General features: G+C 34.5%; 10 protein-coding genes, 1 pseudogene, 1 riboswitch and 1 other annotated feature. Of the genes and pseudogenes, 8 read left to right on the forward strand and 3 right to left on the reverse strand.

Going from position 1 to position 14,727, the window contains the following annotated elements:
• Window positions 1-49 precede the first annotated feature (49 nt).
• Entirely contained in the window at window positions 50-3,256 is a 3,207-nt protein-coding gene (locus BWGOE10_RS08475; RefSeq protein ID WP_070141686.1) for a DEAD/DEAH box helicase, read from the forward strand.
• A gap of 135 nt (window positions 3,257-3,391) precedes the next feature.
• Here BWGOE10_RS08475 and BWGOE10_RS08480 read toward each other — a convergent pair whose 3' ends face one another.
• The gene (locus tag BWGOE10_RS08480; protein WP_000047589.1) at window positions 3,392-3,523 is read right to left on the reverse strand and encodes a DUF3934 family protein; all 132 of its coding nucleotides are present in this window, start codon (window positions 3,521-3,523) and stop codon (window positions 3,392-3,394) included.
• Between the two features lie 408 nt (window positions 3,524-3,931).
• Window positions 3,932-4,191: a binding site (T-box leader), on the forward strand.
• Between the two features lie 70 nt (window positions 4,192-4,261).
• On the opposite strand from BWGOE10_RS08480, the gene asnA reads away from it, so the two are divergent.
• Complete coding sequence (gene asnA / locus BWGOE10_RS08490; RefSeq protein ID WP_070141687.1) at window positions 4,262-5,245, forward strand: aspartate--ammonia ligase; 984 nt, start codon at window positions 4,262-4,264, stop codon at window positions 5,243-5,245.
• 138 nt (window positions 5,246-5,383) lie between these two features.
• Window positions 5,384-5,833 (forward strand): helix-turn-helix domain-containing protein, encoded by a 450-nt coding sequence (locus BWGOE10_RS08495; protein WP_070141688.1) that lies wholly within the window; start codon window positions 5,384-5,386, stop codon window positions 5,831-5,833.
• A gap of 189 nt (window positions 5,834-6,022) precedes the next feature.
• Here BWGOE10_RS08495 and BWGOE10_RS08500 read toward each other — a convergent pair whose 3' ends face one another.
• Window positions 6,023-7,252: an aspartate kinase gene (locus tag BWGOE10_RS08500; protein WP_070141689.1), complete on the reverse strand. Its 1,230-nt coding sequence runs from the start codon at window positions 7,250-7,252 to the stop codon at window positions 6,023-6,025.
• Window positions 7,253-7,453: 201 nt separating this feature from the next.
• A riboswitch (Lysine riboswitch) is annotated at window positions 7,454-7,640 on the reverse strand.
• 192 nt (window positions 7,641-7,832) lie between these two features.
• Here BWGOE10_RS08500 and BWGOE10_RS08505 point away from each other — a divergent pair.
• From BWGOE10_RS08505 to BWGOE10_RS08515, 3 genes are read left to right on the forward strand one after another with little or no spacing between them, the layout of a single operon-like run.
• Window positions 7,833-8,741, forward strand: coding sequence for a DoxX-like family protein (locus BWGOE10_RS08505; RefSeq protein ID WP_070141690.1), 909 nt, complete (start codon window positions 7,833-7,835; stop codon window positions 8,739-8,741).
• Between the two features lie 4 nt (window positions 8,742-8,745).
• A complete protein-coding gene (locus BWGOE10_RS08510; protein ID WP_070141691.1) occupies window positions 8,746-9,357 on the forward strand; it encodes a DUF4166 domain-containing protein in 612 nt (203 codons plus the stop codon).
• Window positions 9,358-9,362: 5 nt separating this feature from the next.
• The gene (locus tag BWGOE10_RS08515) at window positions 9,363-10,988 is read left to right on the forward strand and encodes a YndJ family protein (protein ID WP_070141692.1); all 1,626 of its coding nucleotides are present in this window, start codon (window positions 9,363-9,365) and stop codon (window positions 10,986-10,988) included.
• A gap of 28 nt (window positions 10,989-11,016) precedes the next feature.
• On the opposite strand, the gene BWGOE10_RS08520 is transcribed toward BWGOE10_RS08515, so the two are convergent.
• Window positions 11,017-11,502, reverse strand: a complete 486-nt coding sequence (locus BWGOE10_RS08520) for an 8-oxo-dGTP diphosphatase (RefSeq protein WP_070141693.1) — start codon at window positions 11,500-11,502, stop codon at window positions 11,017-11,019.
• A gap of 325 nt (window positions 11,503-11,827) precedes the next feature.
• Between BWGOE10_RS08520 and BWGOE10_RS33800 the strand changes: the two are divergent.
• Window positions 11,828-13,072: pseudogene (locus BWGOE10_RS33800) on the forward strand (N-acetylmuramoyl-L-alanine amidase).
• A 258-nt stretch (window positions 13,073-13,330) separates the two neighbouring features.
• Window positions 13,331-14,710 carry an S-layer homology domain-containing protein gene (locus BWGOE10_RS08530; RefSeq protein WP_070141694.1) on the forward strand — a complete coding sequence of 460 codons (1,380 nt, stop codon included), beginning with the start codon at window positions 13,331-13,333 and terminating at the stop codon, window positions 14,708-14,710.
• Window positions 14,711-14,727 lie beyond the last annotated feature (17 nt).

Raw genomic sequence — 14,727 nt, forward strand, 5'->3', positions numbered from 1 at the left:
AAATGTTAGTTAAGAGAAACTGGTTTTAAATTAAGGAAGTGTCAAAACAATGGGTTTTACATTAAATAAATCGATTATTAAAGAAGTATGTGGAGAGACCTCATATAAAAGAGGCGAAGCTTATTATAAATCAAATAAAGTGATAGTAAATCATTATGATGAAAATAAAGAAATTTGCGAGGCGACGGTAAAAGGGAATGAAGATTTTCATGTTACAGTAGAAAAAGCTAAAAAAGGTGATGTTGTTGCGAAATGTAGTTGTCCTTCATTAGCTTCTTTTCAAACGTACTGTCAACATGTTGCGGCAGTATTGATACAAATAAATTATAATCAGCAAACCGGTGGAATGTTGCCTGTTAGTAGCGGAAACATGAGCAAAAATGAACAATTAACAAGCGGGATGTTTCAGTTGTTTGCAGAACAACCACTGAGGCCAAAAAGTAAAAAACACCGTTTTGATACACGTGAAATACTTGATATTGAGTTTAATTGTACACCAGTAGTTACGAAAAATGGTGGGGCACTTCTAGGAATTCAGTTGAAACTTGCCAAAACGTATTTCGTAAATCATATTAGAGAATTTCTTTCTAAAGTGGAGAAAAGAGAGTCTTTTAATTGTTCGAATGAATTTACATATACACCGGATGTACATAGCTTCAGGCAAGAAACGGATGCGATTATTCAGCAACTAATTAAAATTTATCATAACGAAAAAATGTATGAAGATACGCTGGAAGTACACGCAAAACAAGATGATAGTATGATTTTAATACCGCCAGCTTCATGGACGGATATGCTTTCTTTACTTTCTAAAGTTGAGTGTGTGAGACTTAATCAAGGTGGACAATCGTTCCATGGTTTGCATATTTCAAAAGGACTACTTCCTTTGCATTTTGAGTTTAATAAAGGCAGTAACAGTGGATTTACACTTTATATTGATGGGTTACAACAAGTTGAGGTAATGGATACGTATGGCTATGCTCTATTCGAAGGGAAACTGTATCAGTTGAACGCCGAGGATTGCAAGCGGCTTATTGAATTACAAAAAATGATGAATCGTTCTAGTAGTAATCAATTGTATATTCCGGCGGATAAGATGGAGCACTTTGTAGCGAAAGTTGTTCCAGGTTTAATGAAGCTTGGAACTGTGCGAATAGATGAGATAATATCCGATCGTGTTGAAACGCCCGCACTAAAAGCGAAATTATATTTAGATCGAGTGAAAAATCGTTTATTAGCAGGTCTTGAATTTCACTATGGAAACGTCATAATTAACCCGTTAGAAGAGGATGGACAACCATCTGTTTTTAATCGTGATGAGAAAAAGGAAAAAGAGATTTTAGACATTATGAACGATAGCGCCTTTGCAAAGACTGAAGGTGGTTATTTTATGCATAATGAAGATGCTGAATATAACTTTTTATATCACGCTGTTCCAACGTTAAAAGGTTTAGTTGATATTTATGCGACGACAGCCATCAAATTACGAATTCATAAAGGGGACACTGTTCCTCTTATAAGAGTTAGAAGGAAAGAAAGAATTGATTGGTTATCATTCCGCTTTGATATAAAAGGTATTCCAGAGGCAGAAATTAAAGGGGTATTAGTCGCGCTTGAAGAGAAGCGTAAATATTACCGACTAGCAAATGGTTCTTTATTATCACTTGAGAGTAAAGAGTTTAATGACATTAATCAGTTTATAAAAGAGTCGAGTATTCGAAAAGAATTTCTAAAAGGTGAAGAAATTGATGTCCCTCTTATTCGTAGTGTGAAATGGATGAATTCATTGCAAGAAGGAAATGTTTTAAGTTTAGATGAATCCGTTCAAGAATTGGTAGAGAACATTCAAAACCCTAAAAAGCTGAAGTTTGCGGTGCCAAGTGGCTTAGATGCGATAATGAGAGAGTATCAAACATACGGATTTCAGTGGATGAAAACACTCGCTTATTACCGTTTTGGTGGTATTTTAGCAGATGATATGGGACTTGGGAAAACGCTGCAAAGTATTGCTTTTATAGACTCTGTTTTGCCGGAAATTCAAGAGAAGAAATTGCCTATATTAGTTGTTTCTCCGTCTTCCCTTGTTTACAACTGGCTTAGCGAGTTAAAAAAATTCACTCCGCATATTAGAGCTGTTATTGCAGATGGAAATCAAGAAGAGCGCCGAAAAATTTTAAAAGATGTAACGAAATTTGATGTAGTAATTACGTCATATCCTTTACTGAGAAGAGATATAAGGTTATATGCGCAGCCATTTCATACGCTATTTCTTGATGAAGCACAAGCATTTAAAAATCATACGACGCAAACTGCAAGAGCGGTAAAAACAGTTCAGGCGGAGTACCGTTTTGGATTAACAGGAACACCTGTAGAAAATTCATTAGAAGAGCTATGGTCTATCTTCCACGTCGTCTTCCCAGAATTATTACCAGGAAGAAAAGAGTTTGGCGATTTAAGACGTGAAGATATTGCGAAGCGGGTAAAACCTTTCGTGTTAAGAAGGTTAAAGGAAGATGTATTACAGGAGCTACCAGAAAAAATTGAGCACTTACAATCATCAGAACTATTACCGGACCAAAAAAGGCTCTATGCCGCTTATTTAGCAAAGTTAAGAGAAGAAACGTTAAAACATTTGGATAAAGATACGTTACGTAAAAATAAAATTCGGGTTTTAGCTGGTTTAACGAGGCTTCGGCAAGTTTGTTGTCATCCTGCTTTATTTGTTGACGATTACAAAGGAAGTTCAGCTAAATTTGAACAACTTCTAGAAATTTTGGAGGAATGTAGAAGTACAGGAAAGAGAATTCTTATCTTTTCTCAATTTACGAAGATGCTTTCAATAATCGGACGAGAATTAAACCGTCAAGCCATTCCGTACTTTTATTTAGACGGGAGTACACCAGCGCAAGAACGTGTAGAGTTATGCAATCGTTTTAACGAAGGAGAAGGGGATTTATTTCTTATCTCGTTAAAAGCTGGTGGTACCGGTTTGAATTTAACAGGTGCAGATACGGTAATATTGTATGATTTATGGTGGAATCCAGCTGTTGAACAACAAGCAGCGGATAGGGCGTATCGAATGGGACAAAAAAATACAGTGCAAGTTATTAAGTTAGTAGCCCACGGAACAATTGAAGAAAAAATGCACGAGTTACAAGAGAGTAAGAAAAACTTAATCGCTGAAATTATCGAGCCAGGAGAAGAGAAGTTATCTTCTATTACGGAGGAAGAAATCCGTGATATTCTTATGATTTAATATGGAAAAAGCTATGCTTTCACAGAGATGAAAGCATAGCTTTTTTGTTGTAATAATTATATTTTGTTTTGTACAAAGTAAAGAGATAAAGTGAAACTTTAATCAGTGGGAGTTGTTCATCTCCCACTATTTATTTTATTTCTTTGTACCTTTACTTTTGTATGGTTTTGCAGCTTTCTTTTTCGCACTTGATTGCCAACGGTTCCATCCTTTACTTCCTGTACCTTGTCCTACACCTTTTTTCGGTTTTGCTTTCGTTTTACTCATATGATCACTCCGTTATATAAAAAATCTGATTTGATAATAGCCAATGTTTTAGAAAAATACTATCGATAAATGACTATGCTTGCTTTAAGTAAAAACAAACTGCTTGAATGCTATAGTATATCATGAAATTGCGGGTAAACTGAAAGGAATTACAAATAAAATGAAAATAATAAGAAATACTGCGGATTCTATTTTTCGAACAATCACACTAGTTGTTGTATATATGTTAGTTTCAATTAGTGAAATGTTTTTTGGATTGAAGAGACAAAGGAAATAAAAATGTTATATTAAGAACAGTCGGTAAAGGCATAAAATAAAGAATTGAAAAATATTTTAAAACTTTTTGTTGACTTTATCTATTTTTTGTATAGAATAATCATTAATAAAATGTTTCAGAGATGTGACAACAAAACGACTATGAAAGGACGAGTAGTAGTAGGATGTAGTTTAAGCGAGTCAGGGACGGTGTGAGCCTGATACGAAGCCTATTATGAAGAACCTCCTGGAGTCGCTAACCGAAATCCTTTATAGGAAAGTAGACTTAGCCGGGAACTTCGCCGTTACAAGAAGAACAGTATCGAGATTTTTTAATCTCCGTACTGTATAAGTGAGCAACCTCTGTTGCTAATTTGGGTGGTACCGCGGAACCAAAGTCTTTCGTCCCAGTTTTTTGGGAAAGAAGGGCTTTTTTTGTTGGCTTCTTTTCACAACATCCAAACATTTTAGGAGGAAACCACCATGTATCAATCATTAATGACAGTAAGAGAGACTCAAATCGCAATTAAGGAAGTTAAAACATTTTTCGAGGACCAATTAGCAAAACGCCTTGAACTATTCCGCGTATCTGCACCATTATTCGTAACGAAGAAATCAGGATTAAACGATCACTTAAACGGTGTAGAACGTCCAATTGAATTTGATATGTTACATTCAGGAGAAGAATTAGAAATTGTGCATTCACTAGCGAAGTGGAAAAGATTCGCATTACATGAATACGGATATGAAGCTGGTGAAGGTTTATATACAAACATGAACGCGATTCGTCGTGATGAAGAGCTTGATGCAACACATTCCATTTACGTTGACCAATGGGATTGGGAAAAAATCGTTCAAAAAGAATGGCGCACTGTAGATTACTTACAAGAAACAGTACGAACAATTTATGGAATATTCAAAGAGTTAGAGGATCACTTATTTGAAAAATATCCGTTCCTTGGAAAATATTTACCAGAAGAGGTTGTTTTCATTACTTCCCAAGAACTAGAAGACAAATATCCAGAGTTAACACCGAAAGATCGTGAACACGCAATTGCGAAAGAACATGGTGCAGTCTTTATTATTGGAATTGGTGATGCACTCCGTTCAGGTGAAAAGCACGATGGACGCGCAGCTGATTACGATGATTGGAAATTAAACGGTGACATTTTATTCTGGCACCCAGTACTACAAGCTTCATTCGAATTATCATCAATGGGAATTCGTGTTGATAGTAAATCACTTGATGAACAGTTAACGAAAACTGGTGATGACTTCAAACGTGAGTATGATTTCCATAAAGGTATATTAGAAGACGTACTACCATTAACAATTGGCGGTGGTATTGGACAATCAAGAATGTGCATGTACTTCTTACGTAAAGCACATATCGGTGAAGTTCAATCTTCTGTATGGCCTAACGATTTACGTGAAGCTTGCAAGAAAGAAAACATTCATTTGTTTTAATAGAAGTGAGAGTAGCTCAAACACGGAGCTTCTCTCACTTTTTTGTTGTGTAAACGAATAGTTTACAGTGAGTTTTACCAATGGTTACTTTCTTTTCTTGCTCCTTTTATGTAATAATTTGTTAAAGGAGGGAACGTTATGAGCGTAGGGCAACAACTAAAAAAATTACGAGAATCAAAAGGGTTTTCACAAGAAGATGTCGCTAAGAAAATCGGTGTAACGAGGCAGGCTGTGTACAAGTGGGAAAATGATAAGAGTTTCCCTGATATTGATAATTTAATTTTACTGAGCGAAATGTTTAATATTACGCTTGATGAGTTAATAAAAGGTAATCAAAACTTTAAAGAGAAAATACATATTGATGAAGAAGATGAAGATTTTGAGAAAGAGAATGAGTTTGGTTTTTATATTGGCTTTGGTTTGCTAATTATGAGTGCTTTCATTGATTATGAAGGAATTCAAGAGGTTTTATTAGGAATTGCACTATTCATGATGGTTTTTTACTCTGATGTGAAGAAAGTTATTTTGAATGAATTCAGGTCGTTTTTTCAAGGGAAAGAGCGAAAGGATATATGTGATAAGAAGTAAGAAGAGTCATTTATATTTCCTAGGAAAGGGTATAATGAATATTTCAATTGTTTTATAATGATTTTTGGATATTGATAACAAGATAAAAAGCTGTCTGCATAGAGTTTTAAAATTCTATGTAGACAGCTTTCTATTTATATAGGAAGGAATTAGATTAATATAATTTATTGTAAATTTCACCAGCGGAAATTAAATCATTTGCACTAAAGGCTCAATTTTCGCCATAAATGATTGATGTAGTGCTTCAACACCATCTACTAAGTGAATACGGTCAATTACAACTGACACTTTAATTTCAGATGTACTTACCATTTTAATATGAATACCGCCTTCTTTTAAAGTAGTGAACATATTCGCAGCGACACCCGGGTTAGATACCATACCAGATCCTACAATTGATACTTTTGCTAAATGATTTTCATGTTCTACAGATTCATAGTGAAGTGCTTCTTGATTTTGTTCTAACACTTCTAATGTTTCTCTTAAATCATTAGAATGGATCGAGAAGGAGAGGTGAACAGTTCCTTCATTTGTAATACTTTGAATAATAATATCTACATTAATATGTGCTGCTGCTAATGTAGAGAAAACTGTTGAAAGTGCACCTTGTTCTAATCCTTTAATTGTGACGCGTGTAATATTATCCTCAAATGCAATACCTTTAACGATTGATTGTTGTTCCATGTTACATTCTCCTTTTACAATTGTTCCGTTTTTTTGTTCCATGCTTGATCGTACTTCTAAAACTACATTATGATTTTTAGCAAACTCAACAGCGCGTGGGTGTAATACGCCAGCACCGAGGTTGGCAAGCTCTAACATTTCATCGTAAGAAATTTCATCTAATTTATAGGCATCTTGTACTATGCGTGGATCGGTCGTATATACGCCTGTCACATCTGTATAAATATCACATTTTTTCGCTTTTAGTGCAGCGGCTAGTGCGACAGCAGTTGTATCGGAACCACCACGGCCAAGAGTTGTAATTTCATTTTCTTCACTTATTCCTTGGAAGCCAGCTAATATAACAATCGTGCCATCAGCAAGATAGGATTGGATACGGCTTGTGTTAATGTCAGTAATCCGTGCACTACTATGTACAGATTCAGTCGTAATACCAGCTTGCCATCCTGTTAATGAAATTGCGTTATAACCTTTTGTTTGTAGTGCCATCGTTAATAAAGAAATCGTTACTTGCTCTCCTGTTGTTAGAAGCATATCCATTTCACGTTTACTTGGATTTTCTGTAATAGCATTGGCGAGTGCTACAAGTTCATCTGTATTTTTTCCCATTGCTGAAACGACAGAGACAATACTATGTCCTCGTTCATATTCTTCAATAATTAAATTTGCTACATGTTGAATGCGTTCAATACTTCCGACAGAAGTACCACCAAATTTTTGTACAATTGTTTCCATTACGAATTCCTTCTTTCGTCCATTTTTAAGAATAGGTTAGGACATATATAAATCCCAATATTCCTGTAGTTACCAGAGAGAAAAACAAAAAACACCATCTCAAATAAGTGAGGATGGTGCTGTTACAGGAAAAGGGAAACAGAAAACGGAGCTAATAAAAAAACCGCCAAAAAAGGAATATCATAAAAATGATATCTCTTTTTTGTAGATAGCTCTTCATACGTACACGTCTGTACATATGACAGTTCTGTTTCTATTCGAAAACAGCCCCAATCGATAAATGCAGAGAAATTTATCGATTTCGGCAACACTTCCTTTCCTCTAAGATCATAGACATCTCTGTGTCTCCTTTAGAATACTTATAAGCGTTGCAACCTCTATCTCACGTTTTAGGCGAGAGTGTATGATTTATGAAGTTGTTGGTAACATTTGTTTTATAATAATTTAAATTTTTCAGGGAATCAAGTGTTTTGTATATATTTTTAAAATACTATCTTTTATTCAGATTAGTTTGTGAAAAATGTAGCAAAATCAATTCATTGCATGTACATTAAAAATATAGCGCTTGGGAGGTGGAAGGATGGAGAAGAAAAAGCCTATTTATGTAGCAACAGAAATGAACACAACAATGGAAAAACTGTGGGAATATACACAAGAGCCTGATATACATACAGAGTGGGATGCTCGTTTTACGGAAATTTCGTATTTAGAGAAAAAAGAAGGAGAACCACAGAAGTTTTTATATAAAACAAAGATTGGATTTGGGCTTGAAATATCCGGAGAAGGAGAATCGATAGGTGAAATAAGAAAAGAAACTGGAGAACGCATTTCCTCATTGAAATTTTGGACAGACAATAAGTTATCACTTATACAAATAGGACGAGGTTATTGGAAGTATACACCGAATGGAGAACATATTCATTTTGAAACGCAATATGATTATGATACAAGGTTTGGTCTCATAGGGAATGTGATAGATTCATATGTTTTTCGGCCTTTATTAGGTTGGGCGACAGCATGGAGTTTTGATGCTTTAAAATTATGGTTAGAAAAGGGACTTCATCCTAAGTTGCTAATTAGAAGAACGATGACGTATTGGCTCGTTTGCTTTTTATTTGCCTTCGTATGGTTATATCAAGGGATTGTACCGAAATTGATGTTTACTCATTCAGAAGAAGTAAAGATGCTTTCTGCACTAATCGGATCGAATGAAAGTAGTATTTTTATACTTAAAATAGTTGGATTTTTAGAAATAATATGGGGTGTTATGTGGCTATTGCCACTTCAAAAGCGAAAGTTGTTTATAGTACATATTGTTATGTTAATAGGCTTAACTATAGTGGCAGGAGTTACGAATATTACAAGTTTTACGCAACCGTTTAATCCGATTACATTAAATTTTCTTCTAATAGGGTTATCGATTGTCGGTTATATGAATAGCACTAATTTGCCGAGCGCAAAAAATTGTAAGAGGACGAGAAAGGGATAAGTATATGGTTAATATTTATGAAAGATTATTAGGGGATTCTTATAAAAGGCTTCATCCAAAATTGCAGGAACGATATGCGATAACAAAGGAAAATAGCTTTATTGGGGAAGGGGAAATGGATGAAATTTACGGTGGCTCTTTTTTCGTTAAATTGATTTTGAAAATTGCATCGAAGTTTCGAATGTTTTTCTCTGAGCGAGGAAAGAAAGTGCCATTTACGATACATAATACCGCTGAGCGAGATGAACAGGGGAAAGAATTTGTACGGTGGAATCGTACTTTTTATTTTCATAATAAGAAAAGATATTTTAACGCCGTTATGCAGTTGGATGAAGAGAATAATGAAATTGTAGATTATTTTGGTGAGCCACATTTACTCGTTTCTACATTGAATTTTTATATTGATGAAAAAGGCGGGATGCATATTTCTTCAAAGAAACAATGGTTTTTTATGTTTGGAAGAAAAATACCGTTACCTAGATTTTTATACGGAGATGCAAAAATTGTAGAAAGTTATGATGAAACACTACAATGTTTTCGAATTCATGTACAAGTACGAAATCCGTTAATTGGTTCATTATTTTCATATAAGGGAACATTTGTGGAAAGGGAATAAACGAGATGAAAAATATAATATTTGGACTTGCTTGCTATACTATTTTTCTAATATGTGAGTGGTCAAATGTAAACCCAGTTGAAGCAATTATTTTATTATCTATTTTGTTATTTATACCGATGTCTTTTTGTATGATTGACAAGAAAAAAAGAAATGGATCGTATGTATTATTTTATAAATTTGTATCGTTTTTATATCCAATCGCAGCAATCAGTGCAATGCTAGCTTTCGTAACAAATCACTATTTCTTTGCGCTACTTTGGTTTGCATATACAGGAATCATTGCGTTATTTGGTGTAAGTAGATTGTTAGAAAGAGGATGGAAACCGATAGAAGAGACGGCTATCGATAGTGCGTTTATTTATTTGTTTTTAGGTGGTTTTTGGTTTTTTGCTTCATTAGCAAAGGTTTCAATTATGCACTTTAGTTCTGACATTGTTTTACTTACAGCGGCACACTTTCATTATTCGGCGTTTTTATTACCATTATCAGCGGGTTTAATAGGGAGGAAAAGAGAAAAGAGAAGTAAAGTATATGATGCTATTATGTTTATCATAGTTATTTCACCTATGACAGTTGCGATAGGAATTACATACTCAAGGATATTTGAATTTTTTGTAGTGTTCATATATTTATGTGCGATTTATGGATATGGAGTTTACATGTGGAGAACGAAATTCAATACTATAAGTGCGAAGGTACTTTTAGTTCTTTCTTCTAGCACACTTATGGTAACAATAATGTTTTCACTCATATATTCATACGGAAATTTCAAACAAGTAATGACGATTACAATTGCACAAATGGTTTGGATTCACGGTGTTGTAAATGGAATTGGAGTAGCGTTACCAGCTTTTCTCGGTTGGATGATTGAAAAGAGTACTCCGAAATATAAGTATTATGGGAAAACAATGAGTAAATTAAGAGGGAATGTAACAGTCGGAGAGCGTTTTTTACATAGCCGAGGATTAGTAGATAGTAAGGAATATAGTGGACTAGTTGATAAAATGAGTAATTTTCATAGTGATACCTTTGATGAAACGAAAATACCTTTAAGTATTATTCACTTTTATGAGCATACGAAAGAGTATCATTTACAAGCAAACATTAACTGGGCTCGTTGGTTTCGGCCATTTGCATTTTGTTATGCAAAAATGAGTAAGCGTGTAGGGCAAATACATTTAGGGATGGGTGGTAAGTGGGAAGCAATGCAAGGGTCTATCGTTAGTGTAAAAGATGAAAGCGATGGTAGGGAAAACGTGAGGGCATGGCTAAGAAAGAATGAAGAGGGACAAATAATTTTTGTAGCCCTCTATTCAAAGCATGCATACAAAAACGAGACATATATGAATATCGCATTGCCTTTACCATACTCGAATATGACTGGTATTTTGAAGTTGTGCAATGATACGAACCAGTTAATAATTACAAGTAAGCTAAGAAAGAGTCGTAAGGGAGATGAAGGGATTTACTTACATACTCGCTTCTTTACAATATGCTTACCATTAGCAGAGACTTTTATCATCAAAGAGGGAACGGATCAAATGTTAACAGCTAACCATAGAATGTGGATATTTGGAGTTAAGTTTTTAGAAATTGATTATGAGATTAAGAAAATAGAGGGAAAGTAAGAAAAGCTTGGAGAGATTCCAAGCTTTTTTACGTATGGGTAATTGTCATAGCAACTTGTTTATCCAAGTCTCGGTCCCAAACACGTTGAATTTCAAACTTACCTTTTTCAAAAAATAATGGGAATCTCTCTTTAAACCAATCTTGCATAGGAAGATTGAGTGCTGTATCAATTGGCACCCATAATAATTCGCCTTCAGGAGGATTCAAAAGGAGTTCACCTTCAAATGAATCTGTCCAATAGTTAAATACCATATATCGAACATTTTCTTTCGGATTTACGTATTCATCTAATCCCTTAAAAGTTAAATTTGAAACAAGTAATCCAGTTTCTTCTTTTACTTCTCTTATAGCGGCTTGAACGATACTTTCTGGGAAATCTACTTTTCCGCCCGGAGCGATGTAACCAGGGAAGCCTAGATGATCGGGGCGCTGTATTAGCAATACTTCGTTATTCCGCTGAATCATACACATTGTATAAATACGGTGTTCTATATTTTTCCAATTCTTTCTCATACGAATCTCTCCTCTTATAAAGTGAAACTTTAATCAGTGGGGGGTTCTTCATCTCCCACTGATTATTAGTTGAACCAATCGGGCTTTTACGGGCAGTTGATCACCCACCTAACTTCTTTGCATTCGCTGAATTTTGAGGTGGGGGTCTTACTGCCCGTTAATGCGGGATATAATAAGAATCTTATAGTTTTTAACTATAGATATTTGTTCCAAAAAATACAATAATAAGACAAAATTATACAAAATAAAATTGACTATTACTAATTTTCAGAACTATAATTACTCTGTTATATAAAAACTTGTACTTGAGAGGGGAATATATTCTATGAAAAATAGAATAATCGCAGCAGGAGTAATAGCAGCTAGTATATTATCTTATTCATCTAGTAGTTTCGCACAAACAAAAACGTTTCCAGATGTCCCAGCAGGGCACTGGGCAGAAGATTCTATTAACTACTTAGCAGAAAAAGGCGCAGTTACAGGTAACGAGAAAGGAATGTTCGAGCCTGGAAAAGAGATCACTCGTGCAGAAGCAGCTACAATGATGGCTAAAATCTTAAACTTACCATTCGATAAAGATGCTAAACCATCTTTCGGTGACTCTCAAAACGGATGGTATACCCCATACATCGCAGCTGTAGAAAAAGCTGGTGTTGTTAAAGGGAAAGGCCCAGGCGTATTTGATCCAACTGGGAAAATTGACCGAGTTTCAATGGCCTCTCTTATTGTAGAAGCTTACAAATTAGATTCTAAAGTAAATGGTACTCCAGCAACTAAATTCAGTGATTTAGAAAAAAGCTGGGGTAAAGCAAAAGCTAACATCCTAGTTGAATTAGGGATTTCTGTTGGTACTGGTGATAAATAGGAGCCTGAAAAAATTCTAACTAAAGCAGAGGCAGCTCAATTTATTAAAAAGGCAGATTCTCTTAAAATAGGTAACCCTTTAGTAGAAAAGGTAGTTATTATTGATCCTGGTCATGGAGGATTTGATCCAGGGAATCCAGGACAAGGTGTAGAGGAAAGTGAAATTGTATTTGATACATCTTTAAGATTACAGAAGTTGTTAGAGAAAAATACACCTTTAAGAGCTTTGTTAACACGTGAAGAGAACGGAAATCCAGGAAGTAACAAAAATGAATCTCTTGCGAATCGAGTGAAATTTGGTCAAGAGAACAATGGAGATATATTTGTAAGCATTCATGCAAATGCTTCTGAAAATCATGATGGTTATGGAACAGAAACGTATTATTATAAAAAATCCAAGCGTGGAGAAGAGACACAGATTGAAAAGGATAGCGAAGTATTAGCGAAGAAAATTCAAAAACGAGTAGTAGAAGCACTACATACAAGAGATAGAAATATAAAAGACAATCATTCACTTTATGTAGTAAATAATAATACAGTACCAGCAGTTTTAACAGAGCTTGCTTTTATTGATAATAATATAGATAATGGTAAATTAGCTACTGAATCAGGAAGACAAATTGCTGCAGAGGCAGTTTATGCTGGGATTTTAGATTATTATGAGTGGAAAGGTTTCGATGTTTCAAAATATCGTTTAGCTAAATAAAAAATATTAATTGTTAAGTCCATCATCTATATAGAGATGATGGACTTTTTATATGAGTTTATATAATTTTGTATCGAAATAAAAAGATATATCGTATTATGCTGATTATAAATAAAATAATGGTAGATTAGTTTATTTGTATCACGTATACTTTTACTGTTGACTAATTAAGAGTTTGTTAGTTTGATAGGGAAAATTTTATTATAAAGGGAGGCAAGTTAACACGGGACAAGCATATACATAACGTGTTAAAAAAATATGAAAAAAGTTATTTCTAATGTGTTAGCAGTGACAGTCGCACTTCAAGTAGTGATGGCTCCAGCAACTGCATTTGCAGCTGAAAAAGAATTTCCAGACGTTCCGAAAGATCATTGGTCGTATAAAGCAATTACTAATTTAACGTCAAAAGAAATTATTGCAGGATATGATAATGGTAAGTTTGGATTCGGGGATGTTGTAAATCGTGAGCAAGTAGCCGCATTAATATATCGTGCATTAAAGCCAGAAGCGAAAAGCGAATATAAAAATCCCTACTCTGATATTAAAGAAGGGACAACAATGTTCCAAAATGAAATTTTAACTTTAACAGATATGGGGATTTTCGTAGGTGATGGTAAAGGAACATTTAGACCGAAAGAATCTTTAACTCGTGCTGAAATGGCTGTAATTTTACAGAAAGCCTTTAAACTAAAAGTAAAAGCTAATCATACATTTAATGATGTTCCGAAAGATCATTGGGCAAATGATGCGATTAGTGCATTAGAGTCTAACGGCGTTGCTGCTGGTAATGGAGCAGGTGCATTTAATCCAACTAGTGTTTTAACACGTGAAGAATATGCACAATTTTTATTTAATGCTATGGCATCATATATCGATTTAGATGTAACATTACCTTCTAATGTAACAGCTCAAGAGATTGATAATTATATTAAAAGATATCATCCCGATAGTCCGCTTGTTGGAGTTGGACAAGACTTTATTAAAGCGCAAAACGAGTATGGCGTGAACTCTTTATATTTAGCAGCACATGCAATCTTAGAGTCTGGATACGGGAAATCAGAAATTGCATATCGTAAACATAATTTATTTGGACTACGAGCGTATGATTGGGACCCATTCGCACATGCAAAATATTTACCATCTTATGGATTAAGTATTTCATACAATGCTGATTATGTGAGAAAGAATTACTTAGAACAAGGTGCTAAGTATTTCAAAGGTTACACATTACCTGCGATGAATGTAATGTATTCAACTGATAAAGAATGGGCTGGCAAAATTGCTAATATTATGGAGCGTATTAAGCCTTTCAATAACAAAGATTATCAAAATGTAAAACGATTACCGAAAAACCCTAATACATTAAATGTAGATGCATTAGGCGAAACAATTCCATATAAAGATTACGCAAAAGATGCGAAAGCTACTGTTCAATCAGTAGGATCTTACTATCAAGTTCCATTCCCGTTTAACAACCCAATTAAGAGTGTACCAAACGTTACACAAAATGAAGTTGGAAAATTAGAAAATGGTACAAAAGTAAATGTATATCGTGAAGATCCAAATGGCTGGGTAGAATTCTCACTTGAAAATGCTCCAGAAAAATATTGGACATTGAAGAAGAACTTAAAATTATAAAGTGGAAAGGTGTTTTC

It is taken from the genome of Bacillus mycoides (genome assembly GCF_001757995.1).
In the GTDB taxonomy this organism is placed as follows: domain Bacteria; phylum Bacillota; class Bacilli; order Bacillales; family Bacillaceae_G; genus Bacillus_A; species Bacillus_A mycoides_B.

Coding starts and splice junctions, on each gene's coding strand:
- BWGOE10_RS08480 (WP_000047589.1), bottom strand. CDS start 3,523: ATGAGTAAAACGAAAGCAAAACCGAAAAAAGGTGTAGGACAAGGTACA.
- BWGOE10_RS08530 (WP_070141694.1), top strand. CDS start 13,331: ATGAAAAAAGTTATTTCTAATGTGTTAGCAGTGACAGTCGCACTTCAA.
- BWGOE10_RS08475 (WP_070141686.1), top strand. CDS start 50: ATGGGTTTTACATTAAATAAATCGATTATTAAAGAAGTATGTGGAGAG.
- BWGOE10_RS08500 (WP_070141689.1), bottom strand. CDS start 7,252: ATGGAAACAATTGTACAAAAATTTGGTGGTACTTCTGTCGGAAGTATT.
- BWGOE10_RS08495 (WP_070141688.1), top strand. CDS start 5,384: ATGAGCGTAGGGCAACAACTAAAAAAATTACGAGAATCAAAAGGGTTT.
- asnA (WP_070141687.1), top strand. CDS start 4,262: ATGTATCAATCATTAATGACAGTAAGAGAGACTCAAATCGCAATTAAG.
- BWGOE10_RS08510 (WP_070141691.1), top strand. CDS start 8,746: ATGGTTAATATTTATGAAAGATTATTAGGGGATTCTTATAAAAGGCTT.
- BWGOE10_RS08505 (WP_070141690.1), top strand. CDS start 7,833: ATGGAGAAGAAAAAGCCTATTTATGTAGCAACAGAAATGAACACAACA.
- BWGOE10_RS08515 (WP_070141692.1), top strand. CDS start 9,363: ATGAAAAATATAATATTTGGACTTGCTTGCTATACTATTTTTCTAATA.
- BWGOE10_RS08520 (WP_070141693.1), bottom strand. CDS start 11,502: ATGAGAAAGAATTGGAAAAATATAGAACACCGTATTTATACAATGTGT.